The sequence below is a fragment of the Klebsiella scottii genome (genome assembly GCF_036561945.1).
In the GTDB taxonomy this organism is placed as follows: Bacteria; Pseudomonadota; Gammaproteobacteria; order Enterobacterales; family Enterobacteriaceae; genus Klebsiella; species Klebsiella scottii.
On sequence record NZ_JARXNI010000020.1, the window covers coordinates 2,936,606 to 2,951,098 of the forward strand.

Annotated in this window: 14 protein-coding genes; 9 read left to right on the forward strand and 5 right to left on the reverse strand. The window is 54.5% G+C overall.

Annotated features, from left to right (window positions below; all coding sequences use genetic code 11):
• Positions 1–13 precede the first annotated feature (13 nt).
• From QFI97_RS21460 to QFI97_RS21490, 7 genes are all read left to right on the forward strand, one after another.
• Positions 14–1,003: a GlxA family transcriptional regulator gene (locus QFI97_RS21460; RefSeq protein ID WP_346431945.1), complete on the forward strand. Its 990-nt coding sequence runs from the start codon at positions 14–16 to the stop codon at positions 1,001–1,003.
• Between the two features lie 171 nt (positions 1,004–1,174).
• Entirely contained in the window at positions 1,175–2,026 is an 852-nt protein-coding gene (locus QFI97_RS21465) for a MurR/RpiR family transcriptional regulator (protein WP_095094663.1), read from the forward strand.
• A gap of 273 nt (positions 2,027–2,299) precedes the next feature.
• Entirely contained in the window at positions 2,300–2,731 is a 432-nt protein-coding gene (locus tag QFI97_RS21470; protein WP_095094662.1) for a PTS sugar transporter subunit IIA, read from the forward strand.
• A 10-nt stretch (positions 2,732–2,741) separates the two neighbouring features.
• Positions 2,742–3,215 (forward strand): PTS sugar transporter subunit IIB, encoded by a 474-nt coding sequence (locus QFI97_RS21475; RefSeq protein ID WP_095094660.1) that lies wholly within the window; start codon positions 2,742–2,744, stop codon positions 3,213–3,215.
• 41 nt (positions 3,216–3,256) lie between these two features.
• Positions 3,257–4,051, forward strand: coding sequence for a PTS mannose/fructose/sorbose/N-acetylgalactosamine transporter subunit IIC (locus tag QFI97_RS21480; RefSeq protein ID WP_346431946.1), 795 nt, complete (start codon positions 3,257–3,259; stop codon positions 4,049–4,051).
• Positions 4,048–4,905 carry a PTS system mannose/fructose/sorbose family transporter subunit IID gene (locus QFI97_RS21485; RefSeq protein ID WP_095094657.1) on the forward strand — a complete coding sequence of 286 codons (858 nt, stop codon included), beginning with the start codon at positions 4,048–4,050 and terminating at the stop codon, positions 4,903–4,905. The genes QFI97_RS21480 and QFI97_RS21485 overlap by 4 nt, the downstream gene beginning before the upstream one ends.
• A gap of 9 nt (positions 4,906–4,914) precedes the next feature.
• Positions 4,915–5,973, forward strand: coding sequence for a tyrosine-protein phosphatase (locus QFI97_RS21490; protein WP_095094655.1), 1,059 nt, complete (start codon positions 4,915–4,917; stop codon positions 5,971–5,973).
• Positions 5,974–6,010: 37 nt separating this feature from the next.
• On the opposite strand, the gene QFI97_RS21495 is transcribed toward QFI97_RS21490, so the two are convergent.
• From QFI97_RS21495 to QFI97_RS21515, 5 genes are all read right to left on the reverse strand, one after another.
• On the reverse strand, positions 6,011–7,477 hold the full coding sequence (locus QFI97_RS21495) for an ABC transporter permease (RefSeq protein ID WP_346431947.1): 1,467 nt from the start codon (positions 7,475–7,477) through the stop codon (positions 6,011–6,013).
• A complete protein-coding gene (locus QFI97_RS21500; protein ID WP_346431948.1) occupies positions 7,474–8,286 on the reverse strand; it encodes an ATP-binding cassette domain-containing protein in 813 nt (270 codons plus the stop codon). Before QFI97_RS21500 ends, QFI97_RS21495 begins: the two co-directional genes overlap by 4 nt.
• Positions 8,283–9,236, reverse strand: a complete 954-nt coding sequence (locus QFI97_RS21505) for a glycine betaine ABC transporter substrate-binding protein (RefSeq protein ID WP_346431949.1) — start codon at positions 9,234–9,236, stop codon at positions 8,283–8,285. Before QFI97_RS21505 ends, QFI97_RS21500 begins: the two co-directional genes overlap by 4 nt.
• Before the next feature lie 7 nt (positions 9,237–9,243).
• Positions 9,244–10,596: an LLM class flavin-dependent oxidoreductase gene (locus QFI97_RS21510; protein ID WP_346431950.1), complete on the reverse strand. Its 1,353-nt coding sequence runs from the start codon at positions 10,594–10,596 to the stop codon at positions 9,244–9,246.
• Between the two features lie 232 nt (positions 10,597–10,828).
• Complete coding sequence (locus tag QFI97_RS21515) at positions 10,829–11,737, reverse strand: LysR family transcriptional regulator (RefSeq protein WP_346431951.1); 909 nt, start codon at positions 11,735–11,737, stop codon at positions 10,829–10,831.
• Positions 11,738–11,869: 132 nt separating this feature from the next.
• Between QFI97_RS21515 and QFI97_RS21520 the strand changes: the two genes are divergently transcribed.
• Together QFI97_RS21520 and QFI97_RS21525 are read left to right on the forward strand one after the other, a co-directional pair.
• Positions 11,870–12,643, forward strand: a complete 774-nt coding sequence (locus QFI97_RS21520; protein WP_095094643.1) for an SDR family oxidoreductase — start codon at positions 11,870–11,872, stop codon at positions 12,641–12,643.
• 334 nt (positions 12,644–12,977) lie between these two features.
• Complete coding sequence (locus QFI97_RS21525) at positions 12,978–14,468, forward strand: aldehyde dehydrogenase family protein (RefSeq protein WP_346431952.1); 1,491 nt, start codon at positions 12,978–12,980, stop codon at positions 14,466–14,468.
• Positions 14,469–14,493 lie beyond the last annotated feature (25 nt).

The following is a 14,493-nucleotide window of genomic DNA, read 5'->3' on the forward strand; positions in this document are numbered from 1 at the left end:
GCAAAAATGACAAATGAAGCCTTCTGTTGAAAAGAGCATCGTGGCGGAAGTGGGTATGCTGATTTATCCCGAGTGCCAGCTGGCGGCGGTGTATGGATTGACGGATATGTTCAGGATTGCGGCGGACTGGGCGGTGAGCATTTCCGGCGAGGAGCGCGTTCGCGCGATCCGGGTGTCGCACTGGCAGGTCATGCCCGACGGCGATACGGTGGCGTGCGTCTGGGACAGCCATCCGGATGAGCCGCATCGCCTGAGCCACGCGATAGCCCCGCCCAGCCTGGTCATGCCCGCTCAGATGAAGCCGATGGCGGCCCCTGCCGCCTGGATGAGCGCCCTGTACCATGACGGCGTGACGCTCTGTTCGGTCTGCGCCGGAGCGTTCGTACTAGCGGAGACCGGGCTTATCGATCATCGTCGCGCAACGACGCACTGGGCGTTTGCTCAGACCCTGTCGGAGCGTTTCCCGGAGATTGACGTCGCGGCGGAAAATATGGTTATCGACGACGGCGATATTATCACCGCTGGCGGCATCCTTGCCTGGACAGATCTCGGCCTGACGCTGATAGAGAAGCTGCTGGGAAACGGTACCATGCTGGCCACAGCGCGTTTTTTACTTATCGACCCTCCCCGCCGCAAGCAAAACACCTATTCGGCATTTATTCCGCATTTCGACCACGGCGACCCCGTCATTCTGCGCGTCCAGCATCACCTCCATGCGACATATTCTGAACAGCAAAGCATCGATGAAATGGCGGCGCTGGCGGGGATGACCCCGCGGACTTTTCTCCGCCGCTTTCAGAAAGCGACGGGCGTGCGGCCAACGGAGTATCTGCAGCAGGTTCGCATCATGAAAGCGCGGGATGCCCTGGAGTTAACCGGGCGTTCGGCCGACCGTATTGCCTGGGAAGTGGGATATACCGATCCCTCAGCCTTCCGCAAGATTTTTCGCAAAATCACCGGCGTAACGCCGGGACAGTACCGGCAGCGTTTTGGTCTGGAATAAAGCGGCCTGCCGCTGCCCCGGCTTAATTTTAATTAACGAACAAAGGCACCCGGCATATTATTTAATTGCCGCCACGTAAGGAATTAAGCAGAAATGTTTATAACTTGATGTTTTCTTTTTTCAATTGTATGATTATCGCAATAATATTCTTAATATGATAAAGGCTGTTAAATGTTCGACGTAAAAATCCGTGAAGTTAGTCACGAACTATCGGCCAAAGAACGGAATGTCGCCAATTATATCATTGAAAACAAACAGTCCTTGAAAAGTATGAGTATTCAGATGCTGGCTAAGGTAAATGGCGTGAGCACCACCACTATTTTACGCTTATGCCACAAGCTAGGTTATCAGGGGTTCAGCGATCTGAAAATTGATTTGATGACCTCATCCAGCACGCTAAACAATAATAAATTTCTCCAGGAGGATATTTGCCTTGATGACTCAATAGAGGCCGTTAATGCTAAAATCCTGCAGATAGAGAAATCATCAATCGATGAGACGCACGCTCTTGCTAATGCCGGTACGCTTCTTGAAGCCAATGCGCTGATCAGGAAAAGCCATAAAATCGTTATTTATGGCGCAGGCAGCAGCGGCCTTGTAGGGAAAGAACTTGAATATCAGCTAATCAAAATTAAAAAGGATGTCAGCTGCCATCTGGACTACAGCATTCAGTTTAGTATTGTTAATACCCTGGATGAAAACGATCTGCTGATTATTATCTCGCATTCTGGCGAAAACCAGGAGGGCGTGATGCTATTGACCCTGGCACAGCAGCTCCGCGTCCCCTCCATTGCCGTGACTAAAATGGGGCAAAGCCGCATTTCCGCCTTAGCCGACATCGTCCTGCACACGGTTTCTACGGAGAGCGTCTCACGCCTGATCCCCATCCGCTCCAAAATGTCGCAGCTGGCGGTGATTAACATGCTGGTGACCAACCTTTTCGTCCAGCAATATGACGAGCGCTTGCTCAAACAAATCCAGATGCGCGCCGAGCGTTTTTATCGTCAAAATCATAAGCCCTGAAGCTGCCGCCGCTCAGCCGATCGCCTTGCGCGGCTGAGCATCTCTCCCAGCGCCGGCGGTGTTCCGCTCATCTCCGCGTCTTAAGCTCGCCCCTACTCCTCACTCCCCGGCCGGAAAACGGCCTCTGAAAGCTCAAGCTGGCTCATTGCCAAAGAGCGATCGTTATCACATATCGGTCAAAATAGTGTTTCACGGTATTTCCTTAAGCAAAAAGTAATAGTATTACTATAATTAAAACTAATCATAGTAACAATATTACAAAAAAGGAAAGCTATGTCAGCCGAACTTCCCGTCATCTTGATCAGCCACGGCCCCTTTGCCCAGGGAGCCCTCACCTGCGCGGAGATGCTCATTGGTAAGCAAAGTCATGTTTTGGTTATTTCCATTGAGGAAGAGAGCAATATCAACGAGGTGCGCGCGCGGCTGGCCGAGGCCTATCGTGCGCTGAATAAAGAAAATGGCGTTCTCATTCTGGTTGATATGCTGGGCGGTTCGCCCTGTAATTTAGCCAGCGAGCTGGTATTAACCTATGATGACGTTGTTTTATTCTGCGGATTTAACATTCCAACGCTGCTTGAAGTCTTTAACAACCGCGACCTGCCGCTGCCTGCGGTTAGCAAACTTATTGCTGAAGTATTTCCGCAAAGCTGTTTCAACGTCGGGGATATTTTAAATGAAGAACAGCAGCAAGCCGCCGATCTCTAAGGGGAATATCATGCCAGTTAATGTTGCAAGAATAGACGACCGCCTTATCCACGGCCAGGTAATTACGACCTGGGTAAAAAATCATGATATCGAGCAGGTGCTGATTATTAACGATAAGGTCGCAGGCGATAAAGTTCAGCAGTCCGTGCTGACCATGTCCGCGCCGCCTGAGCTGAAGGTCCTCGTTTTTGGGGTACAAAAATTCATAGATGTTCTGAAAAAAACGGAAATAAAGAAACGCACGATGCTGTTATTCACCAATAGCGTCGACGTCAATATTCTGGTGGCAAACGGTTTAAACATTACCACCCTCAACGTCGGCGGCATGCGCATGCAGGAGGGGCGCAAAAGCCTGACCCGCGCGGTTGCCGTTACGCCGGAAGAAGAAGCGGCGTTTAAATCCCTTATCGCCAAAGATATTGCCGTAGAAGTACAAATGGTGCCTAAAGACCCCGTCATTGAGCTTCACACGTTACTTAAATAAGTACCTGGAACATTTATTTTATAATAAATGAGGAATATCAAATGTTAATTGAAGCGCTTTTAGTCGCTATCTGGGCAGGCATTTGCTCAATGGATGACGTGGGCCCGCAGATGCTCCGCCGGCCTCTGCTAACCGGCACCGTTGCCGGTATTATCATGGGCGATACGGTTCAGGGACTGGCGATCGGCGCCACGCTGGAGCTGATGTGGATGGGCATCGGCAACGTTGGCGCCTACTCCGCCCCCGACATTATTGCCGGCTCTATCATCGGCGTCGCTTTGGGGATTGCCTCCAAAGGGGGGATTGCCGCAGGGATTGCGCTTGCGGTTCCGGTCTCTATTTTATGCCAGCAGCTGCTTATCGTATGGCGCTCTTTCGCCAGCTTTCTTAACCTCTGGGCAGAAAAATCTATCCATGATGGCAACTACCGAGGGCTGGTTAAAGTTCATTACTTCTCCACTCCGCTGTGGTTTTTAATTCGCGCCATCCCCTGCTTTCTGGCGATCTACTTCGGCGGCGATCTGGTAAGTAAAATTTTAGCGGCGATCCCTGAAAACGTCTTAACCGGTATGGGCGTCGCATCAAAAATGATCCCGGCCGTCGGCGTATGTATCCTGCTATTGATGTTATTAAAAGGCAGAATGTGGTTTTTCTTCTTGCTCGGTTTCATCCTGACAACGTATTTGAAGCTGCCAATTATTCCTATCACCTTTATTGCCCTGGCGTTTGCCGTTTTGTATGACATGGCCTACACCAACGGAATTAACAACGCTAACAATACGACGCCGGACGAAAAAAACTCCGCCGCGACATCTGAAGAAGAGTACGACTTATGAATACCGAAAATATCCGTACAGACGTCAGTGAAGAACACGCTTCCCATCCGCGCAAGCTGAATAAAAAAGATCTGAATCGTATTTTTTGGAATCTGCAAACAATGTCCTTTTCATATAACTATGAAAAGCTGCAGACTATCGGCTTTGCGCACTGCATGATCCCCGTTCTTGATAAACTCTACGCGCAAGCCGATAAAGAGACACGAATTAAGGCAATGCAGCGCCATTTCGAGTTTTTTAACTCGCAAATAAACACCGGCGCTCTTATTTTAGGCATCACCGCCGCGCTGGAAGAAAAAACGAGCGAAGAAGAAAAGGACGCCGTTGTTTCCGTAAAAGCCGGATTAATGGGGCCGCTGGCCGGCCTGGGCGACAGCCTGTTAAAGTTTACCTGGCTACCCATCTGCGGAAGTATTGGCGCGGCCTTTGCGCTACAGGGTAATCTCATTGGCCCGGTGCTGATGTTTCTGTTATTTAATATCGTCAACATTGGTACCAAATACTTCTTTATCCACTATGGCTATAACAAGGGCGTAGATTTAATCGAGCAGTCGAAAAATTCCAACATTATTCAACGCATCACCAACATCGCCAACGTTGTTGGGGTTATGGTGCTCGGTTCTTTAATCGCCACGACGGTCAAAATATCAACGCCGCTGGTCATTGCGGTGGGTCAACAGTCCATCAAAGTGCAGGAGATGTTTGATAAAGTTACGCCTAATTTATTAACCCTGCTTTTTTCTTTAGGCGTGTTTTTCCTCGTCAAAAGGCTGCGCGGAAAATATACCGTAACGCTCATTATCTCGATGATAGTGCTCGGCGTTGTTTGTTCGACCTTCGGTATTTTAGCTTAAGGATAAAAAATGCGTTTATGTCAGATCCCGTCAGTATCTAGAAATAATAAAAATTATCTCACGCTTTCTTTTACCGCTCCCGCGGAAAACGCAGCGCTGTACTGGACCAAAGATAATGATGTCAAAACAAAAGAGCGCTACCTTATTACCCAACATGCCGCCAGCCCGTATGAACTGGAGGACCCTTTACGGGCCGAACAGCGTATCTATTTTATTCTGGAGCACAGCGGCCGGTCGATCCTTTTCGCCGAGCGAACGCTGCCGGTTTCTGGATTAAATAACTTCCGCGATTTTGGGGGGTATCCCGCAGCCGGGGGGAAAACCGTAAAATGGGGTGTGCTATTTCGCTCCAACCATTTGTACAAACTCGATCGGCAGGCGTTATCCTACATCCAACGCCTTAATATTCGATCCATCATCGATTACCGAAGCGACAATGAAATCGCCAAAAGCCCGAACGACCGCGTCGGCGAAGAGAGAACCTACCATTTAAACGCAACGGCACAAACGGCGGAGCTGGCGGCACAGTTTTCTGCAGAACCCAGCAATGAAGATCGCGCGTTAATCGAAAGCGTGATGCGCGACATCCCCGCGGAATTAATTAATGGCCGAGGCGCACAGGTTTTAGAGCAATATCGCCACTTTGTGACCAGCGAAAAATCTAAGCGCGCATTTAAGCGCATGATCGATGTGCTGCTCGATCCCCATAACGCGCCTAATATCCAGCACTGTCGTGGGGGAAAAGACCGCACTGGTTATGGCGTTCTTCTGGCGCTATCGATGCTCGGCGTATCCGAAGAGGATATCATCGCCGATTATATGGTCACGCAGGCTAATCGCATGGAGCGTAACGCTATAAAAATGGACGCCTACCGCAAAATAACCGACGATGAGGATGTCCTTGCCTATCTTCATACGTTAATCGATACCCGTGAATCATTTATTATTGAAGTGCTTAACACCATCAAAGCCCTTTCCGGTAGCGTCGCTAACTATATCCACAGCGAGCTGGGTTTTTCACAACAGGCCTTTGATAAGATGCGGCAGAACTATTTAACCGATGATTAACGGGTCCGCTATGCGTAAACGCGCCCGCGGCGCTGGCTCAGGATCGCCGCCGGAACTGCACCATCCGGTCAATAACGATCGCGCAGATCAGGATCGCCAGCCCTGCCAGAATGCCTTTCCCCTGGGCGGCGTACTGCAGCGCGGAAAGGACATCCTCGCCTAAACCTTTTGCGCCGATTAGCGCGGCAATCACCACCATCGACAGGCTCATCAGCACCGTCTGGCTGACGCCCGCCAGAATCGCCGGGCGGGCAATCGGCAAATCGACTTTAAATAGCATAAACCCCCTCCCGGCGCCAAAAGCCAGAGCCGCCTCCCGCACGGCGGCCGGAACGTTGGCAATACCAAAGGCCGTCTGGCGAATCACCGGGGCGATGCCGAAGATGATGGTGGCAATAATCCCAGCCGTCTTACCGATACCAAACAGAGCAATGATCGGGATCAGGTATACGAAAGCGGGCGTGGTTTGCATAAAATCAAGGACCGGCCTGATAACGGACGCCACGCGCCGGTTATAACCGCTCCAGATGCCGAGCGGGATGCCGATCGCGATGGCGATAAACGACGCCGTGCCCAGCAACGCTACCGTCTGCATCGCTTTGATCCAGTAACCAAAGGCGAGGATATAGGCCAGCCCCACCCCGACGCCAAATGCCAAACGCCAGCCGCCGCGTTGCGCAGCAAAGGCGAGGAGTACGATAAACACCACGGGCCACGGCGTGGCAATCAGAGCATATTCCAGGCCACTCAGCAGCGCATCAATCACCCGGGATATATGCTGCGCAGCGGGAGCAAGGGCCGCGGCCAACGCGCCCATCCCCTCATCAATCCACCGCGATGCGTTCGACGCCAGATCGGGTAACCCGGCGGGGTTGAAAATCTGAGCGGGGATCATTCCGGCATAGTTTAAGAGCGCCATCGGCACAATAGCCAACCAAATCAGCGCCGCGAAGATGGCGGAGCCGGTCGAACAGGCCATACCGCTAAAATCCTCCGTCAGGCGCGCTCTGCGCAAACGCCCGGCCATCAACGGCACGGCCGTGAATCCCAAAATGACGCGCGTCCCCAGCAGCGCGGCCAGCCCGCCGAGGATAAGACCGCGCCCTCCCCGCTCGGCCTCAAGCGCCGTCCGCGCATCGCTGGCGGCTTTGCTCAGCGACGCGGCGGATCGTTCCAGGGATTGCGTCATCGCACTCTGCGGGTCCTGTTTGTGGGCCACGGCGGCCTCCTGCGCACGCTGGCTCGCGAGTTCGACCAGAGTGGTCACGCGCTCTTGCTGGTCGCGCGACAGGCCGTGGCTCAGGGCAAGCACGATCAGCGCCGCCCCAATAAGTTCCGCGCTTAAAAATAGCCAGAACAGCCCCCGAAACCGATGTGCGCCAAGCCAGAAGCTGCCGAACAACGCCGCTTTGGCATGAAAAGGCGGCAGCCTGCGCGATCCATCCTGCAGTTGGCTAAACGCGCGCTGGTAAAACGGCGTCACGACATCCGGCTGGTGCATCATGTGATTTCCTCTGCTTTCGCCATGCCAATGCGGATAAATCTGGCGACATACTCATTGGCCGGACTGGCCAATAGCTCCGCCGGCGTGGCCAACTGCTCAAATCTGCCCTGCCGCATAACGGCTATACGATCCGCGATGCGCAGCGCCTCGGCGACATCATGGGTAATAAACAGCGTGGTTTTATTAAGATCGCGCGACAGGCTGCGAAACTCGGCCTGCAGGTCATCGCGGATTAACGGGTCCAGAGCGCTGAAGGGCTCATCCATCAACAAAACGTCCGGATCTGAGGCCAGCGCGCGCGCCAGCCCAACCCGCTGCTTCATCCCGCCGGATAGCGTGTCGATCCCGCGCCGCCCCATCCCGGCGAGTCCTAATCGTTCCAGAAGCTCTTCCGCTCGCGCTTCGCGCCGGGCGCGGGCGACCCCGAGGATTTCCAAAGGTAATGCCACGTTTTCCTGAATGCTCATATGTTCAATGAGAGCATGACTTTGGAACACCATGCCGATGCGGCGAGCGCGTAGCTCACGCAGCCTGGCAGGCGAGAGATCGGCAATCGGCTCCCCGGCGATTCGCACGCAGCCGATGCTGGGTGCGATCAGGTGGTTAACCATGCGCAGCAGCGTGGATTTGCCGCACCCGGAGAGACCTAAAATACATAACAACTCGCCGCGCTCGACGCTCATATCGATACCGCGCACTGCGGCAAGGCCGCCTGCGGGCAGGCGGGCGTCGGGGTCGCGCCGCAGCGTAGCGATGGCATGCTGCGGATCGCAACCGAATACCTTCCAGACATTTTCCAGCTGGATCATTTCGCACTCAGCCAGTCAGCAACGCGCGCCTTATTCGCATCCAGCCAGCCGCGTGCCGCCTGTTCCGGCGTCTTCCCTTCAACGGCAATCGCATACGCCAGGGCGCTGACATCCTGGGTGTTGAAGCGGATAGCTTCAACGATTTTCACTCCGTCAGGGTTCGTTTGGGCAAAGTGATTGCTGTAGGCGATGTGGATCGCCGCATCGCCATAACCGGTGCTGATCCGCGATTTCTTTAACCAGTCCGGGTCCGACTGATCCGCAACCTGCCAGGTCGCCGGATTATGTTCAGGCTCCTGCAGATTCGTGAGCTTGTAGCGGACGTAGTTCTGATGCGGCGCGTAGCAGTAGCCAATCCAGGCGCCGCCCGTTTTCGCGGCGTTATCCAGCGCCGCCGTCGCCACCGCTTCATCGGAGCGGGTCAGGTCGAAGAACGGCGCGAAGCCATAGGTCCGCGCGCGGATCTCTTCATAATTAGTGGACAGCCAGCCCGCAGCGCCCAGCCAGATCTGACCGCGTTCCGAACCTTTCGGCGCAAAAACTTTTGCTTTGTCAGGGTCGGTCAGGTCATAGACGGAATGAATGTTGTGCGCCTCGGCGGTCGCCGTCAGGGTGCAGTAACCCTGCGTTCCGGCATAGGCGTTTTTCGCCAGGGTGACGTTCTTGCCGGCCCCGGCGTATTTCGCCACCAGCGCATCCTGATTGGGTAGCCAGACGTCTGTCCAGATATCGATCTCGCCGTTGTTGCGGTTCAGCCCTTCCCAGATAACCGGCACGGAAGAGACGGGCACAATTTTGGTCTCCGCCCCCGTTTGATCTGCGAGCAGCAGTTTGACGACATACGCCGTGCCCTGAGCGGTGGCATAGCCGGCATCCACGATACTTACGGCGTGGGCTGCGGGTGTCGCCAGCAGAAGGGCGACAATCATTTTTTTAGCTAAAAATTTCATCTGGTTATCATCCTTCCGGGTCAATATTGTGTGTGAGATGAGGTTGCGGGACGGGCAGACAGAGCCTCTCGCGCAGCGTGCCGCTAAATTCCAGCGGCGTCAGCAGACCGCGCTCGCGAAGCAGGGGAACAACATCGGAAATAAAGAGATCCAGCCCTTCCGGGAAGGTTGGAGGCAGCAGCATAAAGCCGTCCGCCCCGCCCGCTTCGTACCAGCGGATCATCTCCGCCGCCACCTGCTCCGGGGTGCCGACGATCTGCAGGTGGCCGCGCGCGCCGGCAATGCGCCGCGCCAGCTGCAGCACGGTGAGGTTTTCGCGCTCTGCCAGCTCCCGCAGCAGCTGCTGGCGGCTGGCAATGGAATTGGACGCGGGAAGCGGTGGCAGAGGGCCATTGGGATCGACATCCGTTAAATCAATATCTCCGAGATAGCTCCCCAGCAGCGCCAGCGCGACGTCTTCGGCGATCAGCCCCTGTAGCTGGTCAAACTTCGCCTGGGCCTCGGCTGCGGTTTTGCCAATCACCGGAAAAATGCCGGGCAGAATATAAAGGTCGTCGCTGCTGCGGCCTGCCGCTTTACGACGGGTGTGCAGATCCTGACGATAGGCAACCGCCTCTTCCAGCGTGGGCGCCGCGACGAAGATCGCTTCGGCATGGCGGGCGGCGAGATCCCGTCCCGCGGGCGAAGCCCCTGCCTGCAGCAGCACAGGCTGCCCCTGCGCCGAGGGAAAGACATTCAGCCCGCCCAGAGCGCGGAACCAGCGGCCCTGAAAGCCAGGCTCACGCAGCGCATCGGCTTCAAAAAAAACGCCGCTTTGCTTATCGCGCGGAAATTTTGTGACATCCCAGGAGCCCCACAGCGCCCGCACCGCCGCAATAAACTCCTCTGCGCGCTCGTAGCGTTTATCGTGACGAAACTCCGTCGGGTTAAAATTTGTGGCTTCACTCGACAGGCCCGACGTCACGATATTCCAGCCCAGACGTCCGCCGCTGATAAGATCGAGCGAAGCCAGCTGGCGCGCCAGGGTGTAAGGTTCATTGAAGGTGGTGCTGGCGGTGACCACAATGCCGATGCGCTGAGTGGTGGCCGCAATCGCCGCGGCCAGGGTCAGCGCCTCAAAGCCATGCGACCATTCATCCACGCGCCGCGTAGCCTCGAGAGGGCCTTCGGGAATGCCGAGGCGGTCCGCAATAAAGGTGATATCAAACCCTGCCTCCTCGGCGGCGCGCGCGCTGGCAATATAGCGATCGACGGAGATATTGGCCTTTGGGTCCGTCTCCGGATGGCGCCACGCGGCGACATGATGGCCGCTTGGGTACTGCAACAGCGAAAGCACCAACGGCTTTTTCACGCGGTTCATAGAAGCGAATTCCGATTGCTAACTGCCGTAGACACGGCAGCGTGAGGCTAAACAATCAGCTAAACTTATTGGAATAAGAAACGCCATTCAAATACCATTTTGGCATATTTTATATGCCATCAGCAGGCAGCATCGGCAGCAGGAAAGGGGCCGATGACGGTACCTTCCGCGGTGGCGCTGTTCGCCGCCGATATCCTGCCGCCACCGCGCGAGCAGGCGCCCGGCGCATCGATTACGCTCCGGCGCTGAGGCGCATTTTTTCCCGCAACAGCGGCTCAAGCCAGGCAATAAATAGCTGAAGCGGCCGCGAAAGATGCCGTCGGCTGGGATACAAAATACTTACCGGCAGCGGTTGCGGTAAGCAGGACGGCATCACTTCGCATAGTATCCCCGCGGACAGCCATTCGCTCACATCATACTCAGGGATCTGAATCATGCCCATTCCTGCTACGCAGGCCGCAATATAGGCCTCAGCGCTGTTTACGGTCAGGTGGCTGTTGACGTCGGCGCCGAATATCTCCCCGTCCCGCGCCCACTCCCAGCGCTCCCTGCGCCCGGTGGTCGGCGAGACGTATCCTACGGCCACGTGACTATCGAGCTGTTCCGGCGATGCCGGCGAGCCAAAGGAAGAGATGTAGCCTTGAGAAGCCACGTTAATAAACTTCAGCTCGCCCACCCGACGCGCCACCATTCCTGAATCGTTCAGCACGCCGACGCGAACGGCGCAATCCACTCCCTCCTCCGGGAGATTCACGCTGCGATCGGTTATGCCGAGATCCACCTGAATCGACGGGTGGCGGGCAAAAAATTCCGGTAGCGCAGGAATAACGATGCGGCTTCCAACCCGGCCCGGAACATCAACCTTAATTTTCCCCCTCACCTGCCCGCTGGACTGCCGGAAAAGGTTTTCCGTCTCCTCTACGTCCTGTACCACAACCAGGCAGCGCGCATACAGCGCGCTCCCGTCAGAGGTCAGGGAGACGCTGCGCGTGGTGCGGTGTAAAAGACGAGTTCCCAGGCGGGACTCCAGCTCCCGAATAGCGGCAGAGATAGTAGAAGCCGGTCGGTTCAAGGTCTCAGCGGTGCGAATAAAGCTGCCGTTTTCCGCCACTCTGATAAATATCCGGAAAAGATCGATCATATCCATTTTCGCCTCACTATTCGTTAATTCTGGATAGTGTATGCAGGATTAGCCCCTTTATACATAACCGGCAGGTATTAAGCTGCTATTGACGGGATTCGCCCGGACAATAACCGAAACAGGAGCTAAACCATGGTAGATCACGCTATCAAAGGTAAAACCGTTCTCATCGCCGGCGGGGCAAAGAATCTCGGAGGACTCATTGCCCGAGACTTCGCCCAGCAGGGCGCCCGCGCCATCGCTATCCACTACAACAGTAATGCGACGCGTGAAGAGGCCGAAGCTACCGTTGCCTGGATCAAATCCGTCGGTGCCGAAGCCGTTGCGCTGCAGGCCGATCTGACTTCGGCCGCCGCGATGGAAAAACTCTTTGCTGATGCCACGGCAGCGGTGGGGCAACCCGATATTGCCATCAATACCGTAGGTAAAGTTCTCAAGAAACCGATGGCTGAAATCAGCGAGGCGGAGTTCGATGAAATGAGCGCCGTTAACGCTAAAACTGCCTTCTTTTTCCTGAAAGAAGCGGGTAAACACGTTAAAGATAACGGAAAAATCTGTACGTTAGTGACCTCGCTTCTTGGGGCTTACACGCCATTCTATTCGGCATATGCCGGTATGAAAGCGCCGGTTGAACACTTCACGCGAGCGGCGTCTAAAGAGCTGGGTGAACGCGGTATTTCCGTCACGGCCATCGGCCCAGGCCCCATGGACACGCCCTTCTTCTACCCCGCCGAAGGTGCCGATGCCGTCGCCTATCATAAAACAGCAGCAGCCCTGTCCCCCTTCAGTAAAACTGGCCTGACGGATATCAGTGACATCGTTCCCTGGATCCGTTTTTTAGTTAGCGACGGCTGGTGGATGACCGGACAGACGATTCTGGTCAACGGTGGCTACACCACGAAATAAATCATTGGCTAATCGCCCCTCCGATTTCGAGGGGCTTCCGTTTTCCTCTTCCCCTTCCTTAGGAGGCCCCCCGATGATGCCGCTTTTCCTGACCGAAAACCGGGCTTTTCTGTATAACGCCCTTCTCCGAAGATCCGATCCAATCAGCTGAGACCCTTTTTTATACACAGCGCTCAGACCACTTCACGCAAAAAAATTAATCATTTGTTTTTAATGGATTTTTAAAAATCCCCGCTCGTTGCGCTTAAATTTTTTACATATACATATTGATAAATATAAATATGTAGAATAGTGTGTTTGCAACATCGCAAAACAACGTCATATGGAGCTATAGATGAACACCACCGAAACGCCGTTCAAACCAGACCAGGAGTACGGTTTATTCATCAATAATCAGTGGGTTAATTCAGAAAGCGGGCGAACTATTGAAAGCCGTAATCCTGCTAACGGCGAGTTCATTACCCGCATCCCGGATGCGACTGCCGGCGATATCGACCGTGCAGTTCAGGCTGCGACACAGGCATTTGAATCCTGGAAAAAAACAACGGTCGCACAGAGATCCCTCGCCCTTCTTAAAATTGCAGACCAGCTTGAAGAACAGGCTGAACGCTTTGCCATTCTGGAGGCCCTTGACGTTGGCAAACCGATTCGGGAATCGAGGATGATTGATATCCCTGGCGCCATTGACCACTTTCGCTATTTTGCCGGCGTTATCCGCAGCCAGTCCGATGAAGCGACGATGCTTGATGAAAATACCCTTAGCATCGTTCTCAGCGAACCGCTGGGCGTAGTCGGTCAGGTTATTCCGTGGAATTTCCCCTTGCTGATGGCCGCGTGGAAAATTGCCCCGGCGATTGCCGCCGGCAATACCGTGGTAATCAAACCGTCAGAAATGACCCCCGTCACCATTATGGAACTGGCAAAAATCTTTGCCCAGGTTCTTCCTGCCGGGGTGGTCAACATCGTGACCGGGCTGGGAGCGACTGCCGGCCAGGCTCTGCTCGATCATCCGGACGTCCGTAAGCTGGCCTTTACCGGTTCGACCCGCGTCGGCGAAATTGTCGCCGCGGCAGCAGCGAAGAAAATCATTCCGGCCACGCTGGAACTGGGCGGCAAGTCTGCCAACATTGTCTTCCCTGATGCCAACATGGATCGTGCCGTTGAAGGGGCCGCGCTGGCCATTCTCTGGAATCAGGGTCAGGTATGTGAATCAGGCGCCCGCCTGTTTGTGCACCGTTCGGTGTACCAGGATTTCCTGTCACGACTCATGAAGCATTTCACCCACGTCCGCGTTGGTAACCCTCTTGACGAGCAGACTCAGATGGGCGCCCAGATCAGCGAAACCCAGATGAATCGCATCCTCGGCTACATTGCGATCGCGAAAGAGGAAGGAGCCACCATCCTGACCGGCGGTAAACGTCTCCAGGGTGAAAAATACGACAACGGATATTTCATCGAACCCACCATCCTGGTGGACGTGCGCAACGACATGCGGGTTGCATACGAAGAAATCTTTGGTCCGGTATTGTGCGTCATCCCGTTTGACGACGAAGCAGAAGTTATCAGGCTGGCAAATGATTCCGAATACGGACTGGCCGGTGGGGTATGGACGCAGGATATCAACCGGGCACTGCGCGTATCCCGGGCGATAGAAACCGGTCGTATCTGGGTAAATACATACCATGAGATCCCGGCTCATGCCCCGTTTGGCGGCTATAAGAGATCCGGTTTAGGTCGTGAAACCCATAAATCTATCCTTGATGCGTATACGCAGAAGAAAAACATTTACATCAGTCTGGCTGAACAGCCTTTCAATCTGTTCTGAGTTTACTTTAACCACCAATATCTAA

Bases quoted from the DNA above. Each gene is read 5' to 3' on its own strand.
- QFI97_RS21500 (WP_346431948.1), bottom strand. From the start codon at position 8,286: ATGATCCAGCTGGAAAATGTCTGGAAGGTATTCGGTTGCGATCCGCAG.
- QFI97_RS21460 (WP_346431945.1), top strand. From the start codon at position 14: ATGAAGCCTTCTGTTGAAAAGAGCATCGTGGCGGAAGTGGGTATGCTG.
- QFI97_RS21525 (WP_346431952.1), top strand. From the start codon at position 12,978: ATGAACACCACCGAAACGCCGTTCAAACCAGACCAGGAGTACGGTTTA.
- QFI97_RS21480 (WP_346431946.1), top strand. From the start codon at position 3,257: ATGTTAATTGAAGCGCTTTTAGTCGCTATCTGGGCAGGCATTTGCTCA.
- QFI97_RS21520 (WP_095094643.1), top strand. From the start codon at position 11,870: ATGGTAGATCACGCTATCAAAGGTAAAACCGTTCTCATCGCCGGCGGG.
- QFI97_RS21485 (WP_095094657.1), top strand. From the start codon at position 4,048: ATGAATACCGAAAATATCCGTACAGACGTCAGTGAAGAACACGCTTCC.
- QFI97_RS21510 (WP_346431950.1), bottom strand. From the start codon at position 10,596: ATGAACCGCGTGAAAAAGCCGTTGGTGCTTTCGCTGTTGCAGTACCCA.
- QFI97_RS21465 (WP_095094663.1), top strand. From the start codon at position 1,175: ATGTTCGACGTAAAAATCCGTGAAGTTAGTCACGAACTATCGGCCAAA.
- QFI97_RS21490 (WP_095094655.1), top strand. From the start codon at position 4,915: ATGCGTTTATGTCAGATCCCGTCAGTATCTAGAAATAATAAAAATTAT.
- QFI97_RS21475 (WP_095094660.1), top strand. From the start codon at position 2,742: ATGCCAGTTAATGTTGCAAGAATAGACGACCGCCTTATCCACGGCCAG.
- QFI97_RS21515 (WP_346431951.1), bottom strand. From the start codon at position 11,737: ATGATCGATCTTTTCCGGATATTTATCAGAGTGGCGGAAAACGGCAGC.
- QFI97_RS21505 (WP_346431949.1), bottom strand. From the start codon at position 9,236: ATGAAATTTTTAGCTAAAAAAATGATTGTCGCCCTTCTGCTGGCGACA.
- QFI97_RS21495 (WP_346431947.1), bottom strand. From the start codon at position 7,477: ATGATGCACCAGCCGGATGTCGTGACGCCGTTTTACCAGCGCGCGTTT.
- QFI97_RS21470 (WP_095094662.1), top strand. From the start codon at position 2,300: ATGTCAGCCGAACTTCCCGTCATCTTGATCAGCCACGGCCCCTTTGCC.